General features: G+C 66.4%; 23 protein-coding genes. 12 read left to right on the top strand and 11 right to left on the bottom strand.

Annotation, left to right across the window (positions count from 1 at the left end; translation table 11 throughout):
• Positions 1-105: 105 nt before the first annotated feature.
• Entirely contained in the window at positions 106-531 is a 426-nt protein-coding gene (gene arfB, locus ASE91_RS12000; protein WP_055995587.1) for an alternative ribosome rescue aminoacyl-tRNA hydrolase ArfB, read from the bottom strand.
• Positions 532-1,185: an RluA family pseudouridine synthase gene (locus tag ASE91_RS11995; RefSeq protein WP_055995590.1), complete on the bottom strand. Its 654-nt coding sequence runs from the start codon at positions 1,183-1,185 to the stop codon at positions 532-534.
• Positions 1,186-1,289: 104 nt separating this feature from the next.
• Between ASE91_RS11995 and ASE91_RS11990 the strand changes: the two genes are divergently transcribed.
• Positions 1,290-2,039 (top strand): M15 family metallopeptidase, encoded by a 750-nt coding sequence (locus ASE91_RS11990; RefSeq protein WP_056626504.1) that lies wholly within the window; start codon positions 1,290-1,292, stop codon positions 2,037-2,039.
• Between the two features lie 138 nt (positions 2,040-2,177).
• On the opposite strand, the gene ASE91_RS11985 is transcribed toward ASE91_RS11990, so the two are convergent.
• From ASE91_RS11985 to ASE91_RS11975, 3 genes are all read right to left on the bottom strand, one after another.
• A complete protein-coding gene (locus ASE91_RS11985; protein WP_235530458.1) occupies positions 2,178-3,173 on the bottom strand; it encodes a glycoside hydrolase family 43 protein in 996 nt (331 codons plus the stop codon).
• A 142-nt stretch (positions 3,174-3,315) separates the two neighbouring features.
• A complete protein-coding gene (wrbA, locus tag ASE91_RS11980; RefSeq protein WP_056626500.1) occupies positions 3,316-3,918 on the bottom strand; it encodes an NAD(P)H:quinone oxidoreductase in 603 nt (200 codons plus the stop codon).
• A 28-nt stretch (positions 3,919-3,946) separates the two neighbouring features.
• Entirely contained in the window at positions 3,947-4,645 is a 699-nt protein-coding gene (locus ASE91_RS11975) for a pirin family protein (RefSeq protein ID WP_056626498.1), read from the bottom strand.
• A 92-nt stretch (positions 4,646-4,737) separates the two neighbouring features.
• On the opposite strand from ASE91_RS11975, the gene ASE91_RS11970 reads away from it, so the two are divergent.
• Both ASE91_RS11970 and ctrA read left to right on the top strand, forming a co-directional pair.
• Positions 4,738-5,640 (top strand): LysR family transcriptional regulator, encoded by a 903-nt coding sequence (locus tag ASE91_RS11970; protein WP_056626495.1) that lies wholly within the window; start codon positions 4,738-4,740, stop codon positions 5,638-5,640.
• A gap of 152 nt (positions 5,641-5,792) precedes the next feature.
• Positions 5,793-6,494: a response regulator transcription factor CtrA gene (gene ctrA / locus ASE91_RS11965; protein WP_055995608.1), complete on the top strand. Its 702-nt coding sequence runs from the start codon at positions 5,793-5,795 to the stop codon at positions 6,492-6,494.
• A 288-nt stretch (positions 6,495-6,782) separates the two neighbouring features.
• Here the strand turns inward: ctrA and ASE91_RS11960 are convergent, their stop codons facing one another.
• The 4 genes from ASE91_RS11960 to ASE91_RS11945 form a co-directional block, all read right to left on the bottom strand.
• Positions 6,783-7,436, bottom strand: a complete 654-nt coding sequence (locus ASE91_RS11960; RefSeq protein WP_235530457.1) for a L,D-transpeptidase family protein — start codon at positions 7,434-7,436, stop codon at positions 6,783-6,785.
• A gap of 152 nt (positions 7,437-7,588) precedes the next feature.
• Positions 7,589-9,262: an amidohydrolase gene (locus tag ASE91_RS11955; RefSeq protein ID WP_056626493.1), complete on the bottom strand. Its 1,674-nt coding sequence runs from the start codon at positions 9,260-9,262 to the stop codon at positions 7,589-7,591.
• On the bottom strand, positions 9,259-10,125 hold the full coding sequence (locus ASE91_RS11950) for an NAD(P)-dependent oxidoreductase (RefSeq protein ID WP_056626491.1): 867 nt from the start codon (positions 10,123-10,125) through the stop codon (positions 9,259-9,261). The genes ASE91_RS11955 and ASE91_RS11950 overlap by 4 nt, the downstream gene beginning before the upstream one ends.
• A gap of 216 nt (positions 10,126-10,341) precedes the next feature.
• The gene (locus ASE91_RS11945) at positions 10,342-11,316 is read right to left on the bottom strand and encodes an SDR family oxidoreductase (protein WP_056626489.1); all 975 of its coding nucleotides are present in this window, start codon (positions 11,314-11,316) and stop codon (positions 10,342-10,344) included.
• Positions 11,317-11,409: 93 nt separating this feature from the next.
• On the opposite strand from ASE91_RS11945, the gene ASE91_RS11940 reads away from it, so the two are divergent.
• From ASE91_RS11940 to ASE91_RS11930, 3 genes are all read left to right on the top strand, one after another.
• Positions 11,410-12,651: a threonine ammonia-lyase gene (locus ASE91_RS11940; protein ID WP_056626487.1), complete on the top strand. Its 1,242-nt coding sequence runs from the start codon at positions 11,410-11,412 to the stop codon at positions 12,649-12,651.
• Between the two features lie 128 nt (positions 12,652-12,779).
• Positions 12,780-13,568, top strand: a complete 789-nt coding sequence (locus ASE91_RS11935; RefSeq protein WP_056626485.1) for an arginyltransferase — start codon at positions 12,780-12,782, stop codon at positions 13,566-13,568.
• Positions 13,565-13,981, top strand: coding sequence for a hypothetical protein (locus tag ASE91_RS11930; protein WP_056626483.1), 417 nt, complete (start codon positions 13,565-13,567; stop codon positions 13,979-13,981). The genes ASE91_RS11935 and ASE91_RS11930 overlap by 4 nt, the downstream gene beginning before the upstream one ends.
• Positions 13,982-14,223: 242 nt before the next feature.
• Here ASE91_RS11930 and ykgO read toward each other — a convergent pair whose 3' ends face one another.
• Positions 14,224-14,349, bottom strand: coding sequence for a type B 50S ribosomal protein L36 (gene ykgO / locus ASE91_RS11925; protein ID WP_055755695.1), 126 nt, complete (start codon positions 14,347-14,349; stop codon positions 14,224-14,226).
• Positions 14,350-14,539: 190 nt separating this feature from the next.
• Between ykgO and ASE91_RS11920 the strand changes: the two genes are divergently transcribed.
• The 6 genes from ASE91_RS11920 to ASE91_RS11895 all read left to right on the top strand — a co-directional run bounded on the left by ASE91_RS11920 (position 14,540) and on the right by ASE91_RS11895 (position 19,367).
• Positions 14,540-15,154: a DUF4136 domain-containing protein gene (locus ASE91_RS11920; RefSeq protein WP_056626481.1), complete on the top strand. Its 615-nt coding sequence runs from the start codon at positions 14,540-14,542 to the stop codon at positions 15,152-15,154.
• On the top strand, positions 15,151-16,263 hold the full coding sequence (locus tag ASE91_RS11915) for a M14 family metallopeptidase (RefSeq protein ID WP_056626478.1): 1,113 nt from the start codon (positions 15,151-15,153) through the stop codon (positions 16,261-16,263). The genes ASE91_RS11920 and ASE91_RS11915 overlap by 4 nt, the downstream gene beginning before the upstream one ends.
• Entirely contained in the window at positions 16,260-16,715 is a 456-nt protein-coding gene (locus ASE91_RS11910) for a GNAT family N-acetyltransferase (protein WP_056626476.1), read from the top strand. The genes ASE91_RS11915 and ASE91_RS11910 overlap by 4 nt, the downstream gene beginning before the upstream one ends.
• 36 nt (positions 16,716-16,751) lie before the next feature.
• Positions 16,752-17,438, top strand: coding sequence for a 2,3-diphosphoglycerate-dependent phosphoglycerate mutase (gpmA, locus tag ASE91_RS11905; RefSeq protein WP_056626474.1), 687 nt, complete (start codon positions 16,752-16,754; stop codon positions 17,436-17,438).
• A gap of 388 nt (positions 17,439-17,826) precedes the next feature.
• Positions 17,827-18,312, top strand: coding sequence for a 5-(carboxyamino)imidazole ribonucleotide mutase (gene purE, locus ASE91_RS11900; protein ID WP_055995641.1), 486 nt, complete (start codon positions 17,827-17,829; stop codon positions 18,310-18,312).
• Entirely contained in the window at positions 18,309-19,367 is a 1,059-nt protein-coding gene (locus ASE91_RS11895) for a 5-(carboxyamino)imidazole ribonucleotide synthase (protein ID WP_056626472.1), read from the top strand. The genes purE and ASE91_RS11895 overlap by 4 nt, the downstream gene beginning before the upstream one ends.
• A 79-nt stretch (positions 19,368-19,446) precedes the next feature.
• Here ASE91_RS11895 and ASE91_RS11890 read toward each other — a convergent pair whose 3' ends face one another.
• Entirely contained in the window at positions 19,447-21,504 is a 2,058-nt protein-coding gene (locus tag ASE91_RS11890; RefSeq protein ID WP_056626470.1) for a S9 family peptidase, read from the bottom strand.
• Between the last annotated feature and the right edge of the window lie 12 nt (positions 21,505-21,516).

The following is a 21,516-nucleotide window of genomic DNA, read 5'->3' as shown; positions in this document are numbered from 1 at the left end:
GGTGGAGGGGGATCGCCGCAAACGGACCCATCGGTGGATACGCCCTTCCACCACCACTACACGGCGCCCCCCCCTCCTGCTGCTATCAGAAGAGGATGTGCGCAATCAGTCCTCGCGCACCCGCCCCCGCCCGGCCTTGACCTGCGACCGGCCCTTCTTGGCATCGACCCGGCGCACCTGCGACGCCTTGGTCGGTTTGGTCGCGCGGCGCTTCTTCGGCACGATCGTCGCCTCGCGGATCAGGTCGAACAGCCGCTCGCGCACCTCGCGCCTGTTCATCTCCTGCGATCGCGACCCATCGGCGCGCAGCGTCAGCACCCCTTCCTTGGTCAGTCGCGATCCCGCCAGCACCGCCAACCGGTTCTTGACCGCGTCGGGCAGTCCCGGCGACGCACCCACGTCGAACCGCAACAGGACCGCGCTGTCGGTCGTGTTGACATGCTGTCCGCCCGGACCCGACGCGCGGGTAAAGCTTTCGACCAGCTCGCCGCTATCGATCGAGATCGACCGGGTGATCGGGATGCGCGGCACCTAGATTTCGTCGAACCCCGCCGCGACGAAGCTGTGCGGCCACGGCGCGGTCACGTCGATCGCAGGCTTGTTGTCGCGCGGCACCATCAGGCCGACGGCGTGGAGCAACATGCCGCTCCGCCCGCCCTGACCATAGACCGGATCGCCCGCCACCGGACAGCCCAGCCCCTCGGCCATGTGTACGCGGATCTGGTGAGTGCGGCCCGTTTCCGGGAACAATGCGACCAGCGCGCGGTCGCCGACCGTCCGCAGGACGCGCCAGTTGGTCCGCGCCGGCTTGCCCTTCGCATCGCCGACCATCCGCCAGCCGTCCTCGACGCTGCTGACCTTGGCCAGCGCCATGTCGATCTCGCCCGATTCCCCGGCGGGGATACCGTCGAGGATCGCCAGATAGCGTTTGGTCACCCGCCCCTGTTCGAACGCCTGCTGGAACCGGGCATGCGCCTTGGGATTGCGGGCCAGCAACAGGCAGCCGCTGGTATCGCGGTCCAGCCGGTGCACCGGCGTCGGTTCGCGTTGGAAGGTGAAGCGCAGTTCGTCCGCGCGGCTGACGATGCTGGGCGATCCGTCGCGTGGCGGATCGACCGGCAGGCCGGCGGGCTTGTCGAGGACGATCGCTTCGCCGTCGATGAACAGGACTAGGTCGTCGAGCATTTGCCTCCCTTGCCATCGTTGGCGACGCCGTGCCAGTGCGCTCGCGCGGTCAACCGCCCCAGCCGGAGACCATCGTGCGTCGATCCTTCGTCCTTGCCTGTATCATGACCCCGCTCGCCGGCTGCGCGCCGGCGACGCAGCAGGCCCCGGTGCCGGTCGCTGCGCCCTCCCCGGTCGCCACGCCGGCCGCACCGCCACCGGTAGCGATACCGACCCCGTCTGCTCCGGTCACCGGCCCGGTCGCGCTGTGCGGACGCGGCACCGTCCAGCGCACCGCCGACGGTCGCCTCTTCCATCACTTTCCCTATCCCGACACATCGGCAAGCACGCTGATCGACGCCCCGCCCACATTGGGCGCGTCGTGCAAGGTCCATCCGGCATTGTTGCCCGACCTCACCCGCCTGCTCGCCGCTGCCGATGCCGATCCGGCGGTCGCGGGCACGGTGCGCGCGGTATCGTGCCATCGTTCGGTCGCACTCCAGCAACTGACCTTTTGCGGCGGCATCGGTCCGGACGGGTCGGGCAGCTTCGCCGAACGCGCCTGGGCCTCCGCCCCGCCGGGGTTCAGCGAGCATTCGACCGGCTATGTCATCGACTTCGGCAGCTCGACGGCACCCGCCTGCAATGCCGAGGCCTGTTTCGGCGCCACCCCCGCCGGCCGCTGGCTCCGCGCCAACGCCGCCCGATTCGGTTTCGAAATGTCGTTCCCGGCGGGCAATAAACAGCAGGTGAAATGGGAACCGTGGCACTGGCGCTGGGTCGGCACGGCAGCGACCGAAGCCGGCGCGGTCCCCGCCCGGACGCTATTCGCAACTGCACGAACGAGGTTCCCGGCCGAGCCGAAGGTCGATTGAGGCCGGTCTCACGGCGCGCACATCGTCGTTCCCGCGCAGGCGGGAACCCATAGCCGCTGACGTTTCGGATCGATCGCAGACGTCCGCGATTATGGATTCCCGCCTGCGCGGGAATGACGATCCTGGAGGACCGCGCCGCTACTTCCCCGCCGCCGTAACCCCAGCATCGGTCTGCACCACCGGCTTCATCGTCCCGTCGGGGTTGTAATGGAGCCGCTCGACCGTCACCGCACGCCGCCCGATCGCGCCGTTCAGATCGCCGATCGCCAGCGTGGCGTTATGCAGGAACAGATACCAGTCGCCCTTGAACTGCTCGATACCCGGATGGATGGTGAAGCTGTATTTCCCCGACCCGGTCAACTCGCCGCGATAGGTCCATGGCCCCTTGATCGACGGCGCGGTTGCATAGGACACGCGTTCGTCGCGATGCTTCGACCGGTCGAGCGAAGCGTAGGTCAGGTAATAGGTGCCGTTCCGCTCGTGCAGCCACGGCCCTTCCTCGAAATGCGGCGGGGTGATGTCGGTGATCGGCCCGTCGATCTCGATCATGTTGGGCTTGAGCTTCGCGATATAGCATTGCCGGTTGCCCCACGCGATCCACGTCGTCCCGTCGCGGTCGGTGAAGACGGTCGGGTCGATATCCTCCCAGCTATGCGTGCCCTTCGGCGTCATCTGGTTGGTGATGAGCGCCGACCCCTTGGCATCGACGAACGGGCCGGTCGGCTTGTCCGATACCGCCACCGCAATCGCCTTGCCCGGATGGGTATCGTCATGCTCGACCGCGGCGTAGAACCAGTATTTGCCGTTCTTCTGGATCGTCTGCGATGCCCAGGCATCGGCCTTCGCCCATTTGAAGTCGGCCACCTTCAGGATCGGGCCGTGATCGGTCCAGTGGTGCATGTCGGTGGTCGAATAGACCAGCCATTCGCGCATGTTGAACATCTGATCGCGTTCCGCCTGATCATGCCCGACATACAGGTACAGCCGGTCGCCGACGACCAACGGCGCGGGATCGGCAGTGAACTTGTCGCGGATGATCGGGTTGCTGCCCGCGATCGGCGCCGCCCGTTGCTGGGCCGGTGCGGCTCCCGCAACCGCCGCCAACGCCACGGCCATCCATCCTACAGTACGCACGCGCCTCTCCCGTCCTTGTTTTGACGGGATGATAACCGATAGCGCTACCATTCCAACCATCTACGGTCATGACCCGGGCTGATTTCCGACCCGCCGCACCGTCGATGGAAAAGGGGCGACCCGTGGGCCGCCCCGTTCCTTCTTATCCGAACACCTTGGCGGCCAGTTCGGCGATCCGCTTGCCCTGATGCCTGGCACCGCCCAGTTCGATCCCGGTCGGCTGACGGCTGCCGTCGCCGCCTGCGATCGTCGACGCGCCATAAGGCGTGCTGCCGTTCACTTCGTCCAGTCCGGTATGGCCTTCATAGGCATAATCGAGCCCGACGATGGTCATACCGTGATGCATCAGGTTGGTGATGATCGAGAACAGCGTGGTTTCCTGTCCGCCATGCTGGGTCGCGGTCGAGGTGAAGGCACCGCCGATCTTGCCGACCAGTCCGCCCTTCGCCCACACGCCGCCGGTCGTGTCCCAGAACGCGGCCATCTGGCTCGACATCCGGCCATAGCGCGTGCCGGTGCCGACGACGATCGCGTCATAGTTGGTCAGTTCGTTGGGGTCGGTCAGCAGGTCGTGATGATCGGCGACGACGAAGCCCGCCGACTTGGCGACCTCGTCCGGCGCGGTCTCGCGGACGCGGCGGACATCGACGTCCGCTCCGCCCGAACGTACGCCTTCGGCAACGGCGTCGGCCATCTTCGCGATATGTCCGTAGGACGAATAATACAGCACCAGAACCTTGGCCATGTGGCGATACTCCCGTTCGGTTGTTGGGTTATTCTGAATCGACCAGGACGATTTCGGCATCCCTGGTCGCGGTGATGGTGACGGTCTGCCCGCCGACCAGCGCGGCACCGTCGCGCGCCTCGAAGGCGACTTCGTCGATGGTGATCGCGCCGGTTGCCGCGACCAGATAGGCGTGACGCCCTGCCCCCACGCTATGTTCCACGCTTTCCCCGGCCTTCAGCGTCGCGCCGAGCACGCGGGCGTCGGCACGGATGCGCAGCGCATCGCCGTCATCGTCGAAACCGCTGGCCAGCACGACGAACTTGCCGGAGCGTTCGCCCCTGGGAAACGGCTTGGCACCCCAGGTCGGCGCGCCGCCCTTTTGCCGTGGTTCGATCCAGATCTGGAAGATGCGGGTCGTCTCCGCCTCCAGATTATATTCGGCATGGCGCACCCCGGTCCCGGCGCTCATCACCTGTACGTCGCCCGCCGCCGTACGGCCCTTGTTCCCCAGCGAATCCTGATGGGTGATCGCACCCGATCGGACATAGGTGATGATTTCCATGTCCTTGTGCGGATGCGCAGGAAAACCGCTGTTGGCGGCGATCTCGTCGTCGTTCCACACCCGGATCGCGCCCCAGCCCATCCGCTGCGGGTCGTAATAGTTGGCGAAGCTGAAATGATGGCGGGCGTTCAGCCAACCGTGATCGGCATGGCCCAGGCTGGTGAAATCACGTTTGTCGATCATCGTCGATCTCCTTGCTTGACCCCCAAGATAAGCACCGCGATCATGACGTAAATGGAAACGTCGGAAACCGATCGTTTCGTGATGGAGGGTGTATGCGGCTTCCCGATTTCGAAGCATGGGCGATGTTCGCCTGCGTGGTCGAGCATCGCTCGTTCAGCGCTGCCGCCCAGTCGATCGGCGTATCGAAGGCGACGGTGTCGAAAGCCGTCGCCCGGCTGGAGCTGTCGCTCGGCACCACCCTGTTCCACCGCACCTCGCGCCGGCTGACGCTAAGCGACGCCGGTCAATCGCTGGCGGAGCGTGCCGGCCGCATCCTGGCGGAGGCGCAGGCGGCGGAGGAACAGGCGCGCGACGCCGCCGCCGCCCCGACCGGACTGGTGCGGGTCGCCGCACCGATGTCGTTCGGCCAGACCCATGTCGCGCCGGCCGTCGCCGACTTTCTGAAAGCGCATCCGGGCGTCGAGATCGACCTGACCCTGTCCGACGCCAAGGTCGACATCGTCGCCGACGGCATCGACATCGCGCTGCGCATCGCCGAACTGCCCGACAGTTCGCTACGCGCGCGGCGGCTGGGTCCGGTCGCAGTGCGGATCGTCGCTTCGCCGGGCTATTGGCAGGAGCGGGGCCGCCCGACCCATCCCGCCGATCTCGGCAGCCATGCCTGTTTCCGCTACACCAACATGCCCAATCCGCTCTGGCATTTCCGGCGGGGCGAAGAGGAGGTGAGCGTCCGGCCCGGCGGTCCGCTGGCCGTGAACAATGGCGAGGCGATGCTGCCCGCGCTCCGCCTCGGTCTCGGTGTCGCGCGCCTGCCCGACTTTCTGGTCGATGCCGATATCGCCGCCGGTACGCTCGAACCGGTGCTGCCCGACTGGTCGAACGGGGCGGTCGCGTTGCACCTGTTGACCCCGCCCGGCACGCTGCGTCCGGCCCGCGTCGGGGTGCTGATCGACTTTTTTTCCAGCCGCTTCCGGACCCTTTGCCCCCGCGGTTAGGAAGGAAATCATGCCCGCTACCTTAACCAACAGATTTCATGGAACATTTCGCATTAGTGGGAAATTAACCTTTTGCGTTCAGAGGTGTTTACGTTAATGTTTTGGTCGCGCGCAGGGTTTTGGAACGCGTGCCGCGAAACGGGGGACTGCCGATGCGCGTGCTACTGATCGAGGACGAGCCGAATACCGCCAAGGCGATCGAGCTCATGCTGACGACCGAAGGGTTCAATATCTACACGACCGATCTGGGCGAGGAAGGCCTTGATCTGGGCAAGCTGTATGACTATGACATCATTCTGCTCGACCTGAACCTGCCCGACATGCACGGCTATGACGTGCTGAAGAAGCTGCGGGTCGCGCGCGTGCAGACGCCGGTCCTGATCCTGTCGGGCATCGACGAGATGGATTCGAAGGTCCGCTCGTTCGGCTTCGGCGCCGACGATTACGTGACCAAGCCGTTCCACCGCGAGGAACTGATCGCGCGCATCCACGCGGTCGTCCGCCGGTCGAAGGGGCATTCCCAGTCGGTGATCCGCACCGGCAAGCTGGCGGTGAACCTCGATGCCAAGACGGTCGACGTCGACGGCGCGCGGGTCCACCTGACCGGCAAGGAATATGCGATGCTCGAGCTGCTGTCGCTGCGCAAGGGCACCACGCTGACCAAGGAAATGTTCCTCAACCATCTCTATGGCGGGATGGACGAGCCGGAACTCAAGATCATCGACGTCTTCATCTGCAAGTTGCGCAAGAAGCTCAGCATGGCCTGCGAAGGCGAGAACTACATCGAGACCGTCTGGGGCCGTGGCTATGTGCTGCGCGAACCCGATGAAGTGGGCGAAGCCGCCGTCGCCTGACGAACCGGTTTCCACCTCCCCCGCGCGCGACATCACCCTGGCGAAAGCCGGGGTGATGGCGTTGCGGGCCGGGTGAAAAAACCGACGAAATGACTTCAACCGCAATCGAAGGCGGGACCCCGGATCAAGTCGGGTCGCTGCGAACGTCGCGCGCTCAACCACAGGGTGACCATACCCCCGCGCAGGCGGGGGTCCAAGAGCCAGGCAAAACAACGGCTTGTGCCAGCGACCCTGCCGAAGTCCAGATTACGCTCGCGGCGACGAAACCATCGCCATCAGCGCAAAACCCTAGGTAATCGCACCACCCATCGCCAACCGTTTGCCGTTGGTGATGATGACCCGATCCCCGAGCCGCGCCACCGCAAACAGCTTCTTCGCAAAAGCGGTGGGCACGCCGATGCAGCCATGCGTCGCGCCTCCTTCCTGTACATCGCTGCCATGGATCGAAATGCCGTCATTGGTCAGCCGCAACATGTACGGCATCGGCGCGTCGTACAGGTTGCTGACATGGTCGGCATCCTTCTCGGTGATCTTCAGCGCGCCGAGCGGCGTCGGTTTCCAGTCCGCCCCGTACAACACGACCGCCGCACCGATTTCATAGCCATCGCGGAACACCGACAGCACCTGCGCATCGAGGTCGATGGTCACGACCAACCGCCCGGTGGCGGGCGCACCGTCCTCATCCCACACCCAGCGGCCATGGGTGAACGGCCCCTCGATCGGCAGCACCCGGCGAACGACCATCGCTTCGGGTGCGGCAAGCGGCGACGGGGAAGGCGTCGGGGTCGGCACCGACAGAGCAACCGCCGTCGCAGCGACCACCGGCGCGGCCTTCACGACAGGCGGGCTGGCGCGCAGGAACAGCGACGCCCCGCCCGCAGTCGCCCCCGCGACGCCGATCAGCAACGCCATCCCCAAACCGGTCCGCCACGCCACCTGCATCGATTCTCCTGTTCACGATCGATCTACACCGCCGGACTTACCAATTCCTCCCCGGCACGGGGAGGGGGACCAGCGCAGCTGGTGGAGGGGAGCCTCCACACGCAGGACGGTTGCGTTTGCCACACTCCCCGTACCCCCGGACCTGGAGAATATTACCGCCCGGCCTCGGCCTTTACCTTCTCGACGATCGGCCACGCCTTGTACCCGCCGACCCATGTCTCGATGACCTTGGTCGCGCGCAGGTCGGCCGCACTCGCCGCCACCGGATCGCGATCGACGACCAGGAAATCGGCCTTCTGCCCCGGCAGCAGCGATCCGAACCGCTGTTCGGCGAACCCGGCGAACGCCGCATCCTGCGTGAAAGCCTTCCACGCCTGTTCGCGCGTCACCTTTTCTTCGGGCCGCCACCCGCCCGGCGGCTGACCATTGGCATCCTCGCGCGTGAACGCCGCTGCCCAGCCGATGAACGGGTTCGGATGTTCGACCGGATAGTCCGATCCGAACGCCAGCCGCCCGCCATCGCGCAGCACCGTCGCCCATGCATAGGCTCCGGTCAGTCGCGCCGGCCCCAGCCGGGCCTCGGCCATCGTCCGGTCGCCGGTGGCATGGACCGGCTGCATGGACGCGATGATCCCGTTCCGGCCCAGCCGCGGCAGGTCTGCGGGATCGAGCACCTGTGCATGTTCGATCCGCCAGCGGCGATCGTCCTTGTACGACGCCGCCAGTTCGTCGATCGCGTCGAGCACTTGGCCGTTGGCACGGTCGCCGATCGCGTGGATCGCGAACTGGAACCCGTCCATCGTGCCCCGGCTCAACAGGTTCAGCAGCGTCGTATCGTTGATGAACGACAGCCCGCTCTGCTTCGGCGCATCGGCATAGGGCACCTTCAGCCACGCCCCGCGCGACCCCAGCGCGCCATCGGCATACAGCTTGATCCCGCCCATGCGCAGCCGGTCGCCATACAGCCATGGCGTCGGCCCCGCGCCGGCGATCATGAGCGCCGGTTCGAGCCCGGCGGCATAGCTCATGATCCGCATGCGCAACTGGCCGATATCGCCCATCCGCCGGAATACCAGCCAGTCGTCGACCGACGTTCCCATGTCCGCCGTCGCGGTAATACCGTTCGACAGCAGCATCTCCTGCGCCTTCAGGAACGCGGCATTGCGCTCGCGCGGCGACGGTTTGGGCTTCGCGGCATCGAACAGGCTGGCGGCATTGTCGACGAACACGCCCGACGGTTGTCCGTTCGGCAGCAATTCGATGCGCCCGCCCGCCGGAGCAACGGTCTTGGCGGTGATCCCCGCCGCCTTCATCGCCGCGCCGTTCGCCCAGACGGCATGGCCATCGGCACGTTCGAGCAACACCGGCTTGTCCCCGGCCGCCGCATCCAGTTCGGCAGCGGTCGGGAACCGGCCCAGCCCCCATGCCTCCTGGTTCCAGCCACCGCCGACGATCCACTGCCGGTTACCGTTGCTGCGCGCATAGGACTGGATCGCCGCCTGTGCATCGGCCAGCGACTTCGTATTCGACAGGTCGAGTTCGAGTGCGCGATAGCCCAGCGACATCACATGGCCGTGCGCGTCGATCATGCCCGGCATCACGACCCGCCCGCCCATGTCGCTGCGCCAGTCGAGCTTTTTCGGTGCCTTCTCGCCCTTGGGCACCAGCCGCACGACCTTGCCGTCGCGGTCGATCAGGATGCCGCCGAACCGCACCACCTTCCCCTGCGAATCCAGCGCAACGCCGTTGATGTTGTCGACCAGTCCGTCAGCCTGCGCGGTCCCGGCCAAAAGCAGCGCGGCGACGGTCAGGGCATGGCGAATCATTTCGCGATCCTTCGCACCAGCGCGCTGGTATCCTGCCGCCCGCCACCCATGGCCTGCACCTCGGCATAGAATTGGTCGACCAGCGCCGTCACCGGCAGCGTCGCGCCGTTGCGCCGCGATTCGTCGAGCGCGAGCCCCAGATCCTTGCGCATCCAGTCGATCGCAAAGCCGAAATCGAACTGATCCTGCGCCATGGTGGGCCAGCGATTGACCATCTGCCAGCTCTGGGCCGCACCGCCCGATACCGCTTCGAGCACCTTGTCGAGATCGAGGTCGGACGCCTGCGCGAACCGCAATGCTTCGGACAGGCCACCCAGCACGCCCGCGATGCAGATCTGGTTGACCATCTTGGTCGTCTGCCCCGCGCCCGCGTCGCCGACATGCACGATCCGCTGCGCATAGGCCTGCATCAGCGGTTCGGCCGCCGCGAACGCTTGCGGCGTGCCGCCGCACATGATCGACAGCTTGCCATTCTCGGCCCCGGCCTGTCCGCCCGACACCGGCGCATCGAGGACCAGCAGCCCCCGCGCTCCGCCCGCCTCGGCGAGTTCGCGCGCGATCGCCGCCGACACCGTGGTATGATCGGCAAACAGCGCGCCGGTTTGCATCGCGCCGAACGCGCCATCGGCACCCAGCGTCACCTGCCGCAGATCGTCGTCATTGCCGACACAGGCGAACACCGCGTCCGCCCCCGCGGCGGCCGCCGCCGGAGTGTCGGCGACGTCGCCGCCATATTTTTCGCTCCACGCCTCCGCCTTGGCGCGAGTGCGGTTGTAGACGGTGACCTGATGGCCGGCGGAAACGAGGTGGCCGGCCATGGGTGCGCCCATGACGCCGGTGCCGATGAATGCGAGTTTTGCCATGGGGCTGCGGTCTATGGACTTCGCGCGGCGCGGGAAAGAGGCGATGTGATCGGGCGCACGCTTCCCGCGCGCCCGTCGTCACTCCCGATCTCCACCGTCCTTCCCGTGCAGGCGGGAATCCATAGACGCTACCGGTTCGGCTCCATCCCAAACGTCAGCGCATATGGACTCCCGCCTTCGCGGGAGTGACGCCAGAATGGCAGCTGTAACGTTCCGTTACGCCGGCTGCCCACCCCCGCCGGTCGCGCCGAAGATCTGCCCGGTCGAAAAGCTGTTCGACGGGTCCGCCGCCGCCACATACAGCCCGGCGATCTCGGCGGGCTGCCCCGGCCGCCCCAGCGGGCTGCTCTGGCCGAACGTCTGCTGCTTTTCCGGCGTCGCGCCGCCGCTCACCTGCAACGGGGTCCAGAACGGCCCCGGCGCGACCGCATTCACGCGAATCCCCTTCGCCGCCAGTTGCTTGGCCATCGCCTTGGTAAAGTTCAGCACCGCCGCACGGGTCAGCGCGTAATCGACGATATCGGGCGACGGATCGCCCGCCTGCTCGGACGAGGTATTCACGATCACCGACCCCGCCCCCATCCGCTCGACCGCCGCCTTGGTCAGCCAGAACGGGGCATAGACGTTGGTCTTCATCGTATCGTCGAAATCCTGCGAAGAGATCGACGCGATATCCGGCCGGGTCTGTTGCCGCGCGGCATTGTTGACGAGGATGTCGAGCCCGCCCAGTTGCGCCGCCGCCTGCTGGACCAGTTGCCGGCAAAAGCCTTCGTTGCGCAGGTCGCCGGGAATCGCCACCGCCTTGCGCCCCGCCGCACGGATCAGCGCGACGACTTCGCGCGCATCGGGTTCTTCGGCGGGCAGGTAGTTGATCGCGACATCCGCGCCTTCGCGGGCGTATGCGATGGCGGCGGCGCGACCGATGCCGCTGTCCCCGCCGGTAATCAGCGCCTTCTTGCCCGACAGTCGCCCCGATCCCTTGTAGCTTTGCTCGCCATGATCGGGCCGCGGATTCATTTTGGACGCCAGACCCGGCCATGGCTGACGCTGCACCGGAAACGGCGGCTTGGGATAGGCTGCGGCAGCGGCGGTGGTCGGCTGCGTACCCTGCGCGACGGCAGGCGCGGCGCTGGCGGCGACGCCGGCAAGGGCAGCGCCGGCCACGAAGGTGCGGCGATCGGTATCGGTCATGGTTCGGCTTTCCGGCTGGAGCGATTTCACCCAAGCAGACGCGCGCCGGGTCGACGGGTTCCCCTTTTCCGCCAAATCGGCTACCCGCCCGCGATGGCTACCAACCCGATCGCTCCGTCCGCCCTGCCCCTCACCGTCGACGATGTTCGTACCGCGGCGATGCGGATCGGCGGCTCGATCGTGCGCACGCCGACGCTCATCAGCCGGACCCTGTCCGACCTGACCGGCGCGACCGTCTATCTGAAATTCGAAAACCTTCAGTTCACTGCCGCTTACAAGGAACGCGGCGCGCTCAACACCCTGCTGCAACTCGACGAGGCCACCCGTGCGAAGGGCGTCATCGCCGCCTCCGCCGGCAATCATGCGCAGGGCCTTGCCTATCACGGCAACCGGCTGGGCGTGCCGGTCACCATCGTGATGCCGCGCCCGACTCCGACGGTGAAGGTGATGCAGACCCAGAGCCACGGCGCGACCGTCGTACTGGAGGGTGAAACCTTCGACGCAGCCTATGCCCATGCGCTGAAGCTGGAGGCCGAACAGGGCCTGACGTTCGTCCACCCGTTCGACGACGCCCGGATCATGGCGGGGCAAGGCACCGTCGCGCTCGAAATGCTCGCGGACGTGCCCGACATCGACACGCTGGTCGTGCCGATCGGCGGCGGCGGTCTCATCAGCGGCATGGCGACCGTCGCCCGCGCGGCCGATCGCAAGATCGAGGTTGTCGGAGTGCAGGCCGAGCTGTTCCCGTCGATGTACAACCGCCTGCACGGCACCACGATGGAGTGCGCGGGCGATACGCTGGCGGAAGGGATCGCGGTCAAGCAGCCCGGCGGCCTGACCGCGCAGGTCGTGGCGGCGCTGGTCGACGACATCGTGCTCGTCAGCGAACGCCAGCTGGAAGAAGCCGTCAGCCTGCTGGTCCAGATCGAAAAGACCGTGGTCGAGGGGGCCGGCGCCGCCGGGCTCGCCGCGTTGCTCGGCCATGGACAGCGGTTCAAGGGCAAGACTGTCGGCATCGTGCTGTGCGGCGGCAATATCGACACGCGCCTGCTCGCCAACGTCCTGCTGCGCGACCTCGCCCGGTCGGGTCGTCTCGCGCGTCTGCGCATCCGGTTGCAGGACCGTCCCGGCGCGCTGTTCCACGTCGCGAAAATCTTTCACGAACACACGGTCAACATCATCGAGGTCTACCACCAGCGCGTCTTCACGACGTTGCCGGCCAAGGGTCTCATCACCGACATCGAGTGCGAGACCCGCGACCGCGACCATCTCGACCGGCTGATCGACGGGCTGCGCGCGGGCGGCTATGAGGTCAGCACGGTCGAGCTGGCCTAGCGCTCCATGTTCCGGAACGGGAAGCGGTCGCGCGGATAAACAATCGCGACCCGCTTTCCGTCGGTTAGGATAATCGCCATATCTTCGGCGCTAATCCCGTTCGGCATGTCTGATCGAAGGAACCCTGGGTGACCGCGCCGTTTCGTTTCCCCCGCTTCTTCGTCACCTCTCCCGCGCCCTGCCCCTATTTGCCGGGGCGGCAGGAACGAAAGGTCTTTACCGAACTCAACGGCCCCCATGCCGATGAACTGAACGAAGCGCTTGGCCGAATCGGGTTTCGCCGCAGCCAGTCGGTCGCCTATCGCCCCAGCTGCGTCGGGTGCAGCGCCTGCGTGTCGGTGCGGGTCGTCGCCAGCGACTTCACGATGAACGCGACCCAGCGCAAGCTGATGCGCCGCCACGCCGATCTCGACATCCGCGCGTGCAAGCCATGGGCGACCGATGAACAGTTCCGCCTGCTGCGCCGCTATCTGTCGGTGCGGCATCCCGGCGGCGGCATGACCGCGATGGACGAAACCGATTTCGCCGACATGGTCGAACATTCGCCGGTCAGTTCATGGGTCATCGAATATCGCGAGCCTTCGGTCGATGGCGTGCCCGGCCGGCTGGTCGGGGCGTGCATTACCGATGAACAGGCCGACGGGCTGTCGATGGTCTACAGCTTCTTCGAAACCGATCCCGACGCCCGCGCCGGCCTCGGCACGTTCATCATCCTCGACCATATCCGCCGTGCGCGCGCCACCGGCCTGCCCTATGTGTATCTCGGCTATTGGGTGCAGGGATCGCCGCGCATGACCTACAAGACCAAGTTCCGCCCGCTCGAAATCCTTGGCCCTGCGGGCTGGACGGTACTCGACGACGCGACGGCGGCCGCAGCGGCGGCGGTCGGATCGGCGGGCACGGCGGTCCCCGCATGATCGCAGCGCTGGTCGCGCTGGCGTTCGTTGCGCAGGCGGCGCGGCCACCCGTGTTCGACCAGCGTCGCATCGACCTGCTGCAATTCGAAGTCCGCCTGCCCGATACGCTGAGCACTGCCGAGCGGACCCGGGCCGTCGCGACCTTTACCGCCGACACCCGCACGATCCGCGCCTGCCCCGACGCCGCCCGCATCGCCGCGCGCTACAGGAAGGACCGGATTTTCTCCGGCACGCTCACCTCGCGCCCGAACGTCCCCTATGCCGTATTGCCCGCGCCGCTCCGGATCGAACTGGCGAAGGTACCGACCGGCCGCGCGACCCGCCCGTTCGGATCGGGCAAGGAATTGCGCGTCCTGATCGCCTGTTCCGAACCGAAACTGCCGCGAAACGCCGCGTCGCAAGGGACGATCTAAGGCCCCGTCCGTGGGTCTTCCCGGACGATGTACTTCCTCTCGTCACACTCGCCCAGGCGGGGGTCCAAACACGCCGACGTCGCTGGTCTGACCGAAGCAGCAGCGTCTATGGCTCCCCGCCTGCGCGCCAAGAATGAAATTCGCCAAACCCACAACACGAAAAGGCACCCGACCCACCAAGGGTCGGATGCCTGTCCGAATCACCCACCGGCACAGCCCGATCGGGCCGCACCGACCGCGAATCAACCCTGGCGGGCCTTGAAGCGGCGGTTGGTCTTGTTGATGACGTAGATACGGCCGCGACGGCGGATCACGCGGTTGTCCCGGTGGCGATCCTTGAGCGACTTCAGCGAATTGACGATCTTCATGTCACGGCTCTCAAACGGCAAAAGGGCCGCTCGCACGGCCGGAAAAGAGGCGTCCAGCTATCGCCGGCCGGACCATTCGTCAAGAGCGGAACGGCGTGCCGATCGAAACACCACCGCAATGAACCCTTCCGCCGCCGATACGCGTTGGGCATTTCAGCAATCGGTCGTGTCGTAAACGAAGGTGAGTCGCATGAACAAAGCGTTCGGATTCGGGGTGATGGCCGTGGCGGCGATACTGGCATCGGGCTGTACCACCACCGGCTCCCGCGTCCGCCCGGTCGATGTCACCCGCTTCCACCTGAACCAGCCGGTCGCGCGGGGCAGCTTCTCGCTCGAACCGCTGTCGACCAACGGCAGCGTCAGCCCCGAATTCCAGAACTACGCAAACGCCGTCGGTCGCGAGATGGAAAAGATCGGCTTCGTCCGCGCCGCCACAGGCCCGTCCGACCTGATCGTCTCGGTCGGCTTTACCCGCGCCACCCGCGGTTTCGTCGAGAAGCGCCCTCCGGTATCGATCGGCATCGGCGCGGGCGGTGGCGGCGGTGGCTGGCGCGGCGGTGGCGTCGGTCTGGGCGGCGGAGTCGGCTTCGGCATCGGCGGCGGGCAGCGAGAGGTGGTCGGGACGGAAATGATGGTCCAGATCCGCCGCCGCAGCGATTCGACGACCATCTGGGAAGCGCGCGCGCTCACCGATTCGCTGGAAAACACGCCGGGCGCGCAGCCGGTGTTCCAGGCGGATCGTCTGGCGAACGCGATGTTCCGCAACTTCCCAGGCGAGTCGGGAATCACTACGACGGTGAAATGAGCATCACCATCAACGCCGCGTTCGACAGCGGCAATATACGCTTGGTCGCCATTCAGGGCGACGTGATCGATCTGGAGATCGTCGCCGACCACGCGTCCGACTTCTACCAATGGTTTCATTTCCGCGTCGCCGGCGCCCGCGGGCGGACCCTGACCTTCCGCATCGTCAATGCCGGTGGGTCGGCCTACGCGTTCGGCTGGCCCGGCTATCGTACACGGATGAGCACCGACCGCACGGCATGGCGACAGGTCGATACCGGCTATGCCGACGGCGTCCTCACCTTCAACGCGACCTTCGACACCGATCTCGCATGGTTCGCCTATTTCGCACCCTACACCATGGACCGCCATGACGACCTGATCGCGCGCATTGCAGTACAGCCGGGGGTCGCCCACCGCGAACTGGGCCAGAGCCTCGATGGTCGCGCGATCGATTATCTGACGCTCGGCGAAGGCCCGTTGCAGGTCTGGGCCTATGCGCGCCAGCATCCCGGCGAATCGATGTGCGAATGGTTCATGGAGGGGCTGCTCGAACGTCTGACCGATCCGGCCGACGCGGTCGCCGCCGATCTACGGCAGCGCATGACCTTCCACTGCGTGCCGAACATGAACCCCGACGGGTCGTATCGCGGCCATCTGCGCACCAACGCCGCGGGCGTGAACCTCAACCGCGAATGGCACGCCCCGTCGGCGGAGCGCAGCCCCGAAGTGCTGTGCGTCCTCGGCCGCATGGACGAGACCGGCGTCGACATCGCCATCGACGTGCACGGCGACGAAGCGATCCCCGCCAACTTCATCGCCGGCTACGAAGGCATCCCGAACTGGACCGACGAGCATGGCGCGCGCTTCACCGCGTTCGGCGCGGCATGGGCGGCGGCTACGCCCGATTTCCAGACCAGGCTCGGCTATCCCATATCGGCCGCCGGACGGGCGAACCTGTCGATGTCGACCAACCAGATCGCCAACCGCTTCGGCGCGCTCGGCATGACGCTGGAAATGCCGTTCAAGGATCACGATCCCAATCCCGATCCCGAATTCGGCTGGTCGCCCGAACGGTCGAAACGGCTGGCCCATAGCTGGCTGGAGGTGCTGGCGGACATCACGCGGTGATCGTCCGTCCGGGCGGCCTCGATCATCCGGCCACCGCAGCGCTGCTGGCGGCGCATCTCGTCGATATGCACGCCAGTTCGCCGCCGGGCAGCGTCTACGCGCTCGACCTGTCAGGGCTGGCGACGCCCGACATCGCGTTCTTCACTGCATGGGACGGCGAAGGCCTGCTCGGCTGCGGCGCGTTGCGCACGCTCGGCGACGGTACGGGCGAGGTGAAATCGATGCGTACCGATCCCGCGGCACGCGGTCGTGGCACCGGGCAGGCGATCCTCGACCACATCGTCGGCCATGCGCGGGCGGCGGGCCTGACCGGCCTGCTGCTCGAAACCGGCACCGGCACGATGTTCGATGCGGCCCACCGGCTGTACGCCCGCAACGGCTTCGTGCCCTGCCCGCCCTTCGGTGGCTACGTTGCGACCGCCTTCAACCGGTTCCTCTCCCGCCCGCTTTAGGCTAGTCGCGACCCCGACAACCGCAATGGAGGCCACATGCCCACGCTCGTCCTGATCCGCCACGGCCAGTCCGCCTGGAATCTCGAAAACCGCTTCACCGGCTGGTGGGACGTCAACCTGACCGAGAAGGGCGAGGGCGAAGCCAAGGCAGCGGGCGAGTTGCTCGCGGAAAAGGGGCATGATTTCGACGTCTGCTTCACCAGCTATCAGACGCGCGCGATCAAGACGCTGAACCTCGCGCTGGAGGCGATGGGCCGCCTGTGGCTCCCGGTCGAAAAGGACTGGCGCCTGAACGAGCGGCATTATGGCGGCCTGACCGGGCTCGACAAGGCGGAGACCGCGGCCAAGCATGGCGATGAACAGGTCAAGATCTGGCGTCGCAGCTTCGACGTGCCGCCGCCGCTGCCCGAAGCGGACAGCCCATGGGACCTGTCGGCCGACCGCCGCTATGCCGGGATCGACATTCCGCAGACCGAAAGCCTGAAGGACACGATCGACCGCGTCCTCCCCTATTGGGAAAGCCGCATCGCCCCCGAACTGAAGGCCGGCAAGCGCGTCCTGATCTCGGCACACGGCAACTCGCTGCGCGCGCTGGTCAAGCATCTGTCGGGCATTCCCGATGACGAGATTACCGGCCTCGAAATCCCGACCGGCCAGCCGATCGTGTACGAACTGACCGACGATTTGACGCCGACCGACCGCTACTATCTCAGCGAGCGGTAAGCGCGGCTAACGTACCCATACAGATTACCGTTTGGTTCGAGCAGCTTCGAGCGAAGTCGAGAAGCGTCCGTCGAGAACGCCCCGTTTGGGGAAACCCTTTCGGCGACGGCTCTCGACAAGCTCGAACCTCTGCTCGAAGCAAACGGAGGACATAAGGTCAGGGCCGCAAACCCCTTTCCTACACGCCCCACCCCCGCCAAACTCCCCTCTGGCCCCAGACCCCGGCCGCCGCTCTTTGACCTCGCAAAACATCCACCGCACAAACTGCTCACGAGTGTGACCTTTGTGACCTTTGGGCATTTGAATACGCCGCCGCGGCATCCTTCCGCTTGCCCTGTTTCGGCCCCTTGCCTAAGCAGCGCCCTCCCCCAAGCGTTACGGGCAGACAATGAACGACGCACCGTTGGTCGGCATCATCATGGGCAGCACTTCCGATTGGGAGACGATGCGCCACGCCGCCGAAACCCTGACCAAACTCGGCGTTCCGCATGAGACGAAGGTCGTCTCCGCGCACCGCACCCCCGCCCGGCTGGTCGACTATGCGACGACCGCGGTGCAGCGCGGGCTGAAGGTCGTGATCGCCGGTGCCGGCGGCGCGGCCCACCTGCCGGGCATGGTCGCGTCGATGACCCGCCTGCCCGTGCTGGGCGTGCCCGTCGAATCGCACGCGCTGAAGGGCATGGATAGCCTGCTGTCGATCGTGCAGATGCCCGGCGGCGTGCCGGTCGGCACGCTGGCGATCGGCAAGGCGGGCGCGATCAACGCCGGCCTGCTCGCCGCCTCGATCCTCGCCACCGCCGACGATGCGCTGGCCGAACGGCTCGACGCGTGGCGGTCCGCGCAGACCGATGGCGTGGCGATCGATCCGCAATGACACCGCTGCCCCCCGGATCGACGATCGGCATCATCGGATCGGGCCAGCTCGGCCGGATGATCGGCGTCGCCGCCGCGCAGCTCGGCTACCGCATCCATGTCTATGCACCCGACAGCGGCCCGGCCAACGACATCGCCTTCGCGCATAGCCGCGGCGACTATGACGATATCGACGCGTTGCGCGCCTTCGCCCGGCAGGTCGACGTCGTCACCTACGAATTCGAGAATATCGCCGCCGCCCCGATCGAGACGCTGGGCGACAAGGTCCGCCCGTCGGCCCGCTCGCTCGCGGTAGCGCAGGACCGGGTCCGCGAAAAGCGCTTCGTCGAGGCATTGGGCGGCCGTCCCGCCCGCTGGGCCGAGGTCGCCGACCGCGCCGCGCTCGATGCGGCGATCGACACCGTCGGCTGCCCGGCGGTGCTCAAGACCACCCGCTTCGGCTATGATGGCAAAGGGCAGGCCCGGCTGCTGTCAGCCGACGACGCCAGCGCGGCATGGCTGGCGATCGGCGGCGGACCGGCGATCCTCGAAGCGTTCGTCGACTTCGAACAGGAATTCTCGGTCGTGCTGGCACGCGGTGTCGATGGCACGGTCGCGCTGTATCCGTCGCCGGTGAATGTCCATAAGGACGGCATCCTTGACACCTCGACCGTCCCCGCCCCCTCGATCGAACCGTGGCGCGCCGAGGCCGAGGCGCTGGCCTGCAAGGTGGCCGACGCGCTCGACCATGTCGGCGTGCTGACGCTCGAATTCTTCTGCGGCGCCGACGGTGCGGTGTTCAACGAAATGGCCCCGCGCGTCCATAATTCGGGCCACTGGACGATCGAGGGTGCGGAGACGTCGCAGTTCGAGAACCATGTCCGCGCGGTACTCGGCCTGCCGCTAGGCGGTACCGGCCTCACCGGGACGCGGGTCGAGATGACCAACCTGATCGGGGACGATGTCGACCATTGGCAGGCGCTGCTGACCGAACCCGGCGCGCATCTACACCTCTACGGCAAGAACGAAGCCCGCCCCGGCCGCAAGATGGGCCACGTGACGCGGGTGAAACGCTAAATCCTCCCCGCTCTGCGGGGAGGGGGGGCTTCCCCGACCGGATCGCTCGCGGACTTCCCCCCTCCCTCCCGGCAACGACTTACGCTTCGACCCCCAACTGCCACAGCACGAACGCCATCTCCTCGGCCGCCTCGCGCAAACTCTCCCACCGCCCCGACTTGCCGCCATGGCCCGCGCCCATATTGGTCTTGAGCAGCAGCACATTATCGTCGGTCTTGGTTGCGCGGAGCCGCGCCGCCCACTTGGCCGGCTCCCAATAGGTAACGCGCGGATCGTTCAGTCCTCCCGAAATGAACACCGGCGGATAGGCCTGTGCGGTCACATTGTCATACGGGCTGTACGACCGGATCAGTTCGAACGCCGCCTTGTCCTCGATCGGATTGCCCCATTCGGGCCATTCGCCGGGCGTCAGTGGCAGGCTGTCGTCGAGCATGGTGTTCAGCACGTCGACGAACGGCACGCTCGCCACCACCGCGCCCCATAGCTCGGGGTCGGAATTCATCACCGCCCCCATCAACTCGCCACCCGCCGATCCGCCGGCGATCGCGATCCGCCCTTCGCCGGTGAAGCCCAAGTCGATCAGCCCTTTCGCCACATCGACGAAGTCGTTGAACGTGTTGGTCCGCTTCTCCAGCTTGCCGTCGAGATACCATTGCTGACCAAGGTCGTCGCCACCCCGGATATGGGCGATGGCGAACGCCATGCCGCGGTCGAGGAACGACATGCGGCTGGTCGAAAAGCCCGGCGGGATCGCATAACCGTACGCGCCATAGCTGTAGAGATAGAGCTTGCCGGTCCCGTCGCGCGGGAAGTCCTTCGGGTATACCACCGAACACGGGATCGCGGTGCCGTCGCGCGCGGTGATGTGCAGCCGCTCGGTCGCATAGCGGGCGGGGTCGTAGCCCGACGGGATCGCCTGCACCTTGCGGACGGTCAGGCCGCCGCTCGCCACGTCATAGTCATAGACGGTGCCCGGCGTGACCATCGATTCATAGCCGAGCCGCAGGGTATCGACGTCATATTCCGGATTGTCGCCCAGCCCGACGACGAAGCTCGCCTCCGGAAACGCGATCGGCCGCGCCGCCCCGCCCGCATAGTCATGCAGCCGGATCTGATCGAGCCCGTCGAGCCGCCCTTCGACGACGAACAGCTTCGCGAAGGTCGTGATCCCGGTCATGTAGAAATGCGGGTCGGCCGCGATCAACTCCTGCCAGTCGCCAGGCCGTTCCAGCGGCGCGGTCGCAAGTCGGAAGTTCGGATGGGTGTCGTTGGTGTGGATGAACAGCGTGCCGTCATGCTCCTCCACATCATATTCGACATGTTCCTCGCGCGCCCGGACGAGGATGGGTTCGGCGGTCGGATCGTCGGCCGGGATCAGCCGTACCTCGCTGGTGACGTGGTCGCCCGCCGAGATGACAAGGAAGCGCCGCGACTGGGTCTCGCCGACCGATACCCGCCAGCCCTCATCGGCCTCGTGATACAGTTCGATGTCCTGCTCGATGGGAGTGCCGATGCGGTGCAGCCGGGCATTGTCGGTGCGCCATTGTTCGTTGGCCAGACCGTAGAGAAAGCCGGTGGAGTCCGCCGTCCACACCAGTTCGGACAGCGTTCCCGGGATCACGTCGGCCAGCAATTCGCCGGTCGCCAGATCCTTGACCCGCGCCTCGAACCGCTCGCCGCCGTCATCGTCGATCGCATAGGCGAGCAGCCGCCCGTCGGGGCTGACCGACAGCGCGCCCAGCCGGAAATATTCCTTGCCCTCGGCCAGCGCCGGTTCGTCGAGGATCAGTTCGTCGGCACCGCCCGCCACCGGCTTGCGCCACCAACGGCGATACTCTCCGCCGGTCTCGAAATCGGACCAGTACCACCAGTCGCCGTCGCGTTGCGGCACGGTCGCGTCATCTTCCTTGATCCGTGCCCGCATCTCGGTGAACAGCGTATCGATCAACGGTTGATGCGGGCGCATCACCGCATCGAAATAGTCGTTCTCCGCCTTCAGATAGGCGAGCACGTCTTCGTCCTCGACCTTGGGATAGTTCGGGTCGCGCAGCCATGCCCATGGATCGTCGACGACGATGCCGTGACGTTCGAAGGTGTGGGCACGTTGCTCGGCGATCGGCGGAATGGGCTTGCTCATAGGACGCCCATG

Origin of the sequence: Sphingomonas sp. Leaf62 (assembly GCF_001421915.1) — a bacterium.
Lineage (GTDB): Bacteria > Pseudomonadota > Alphaproteobacteria > Sphingomonadales > Sphingomonadaceae > Sphingomonas.
This window is presented reverse-complemented; position numbering and strand designations above follow the sequence as displayed.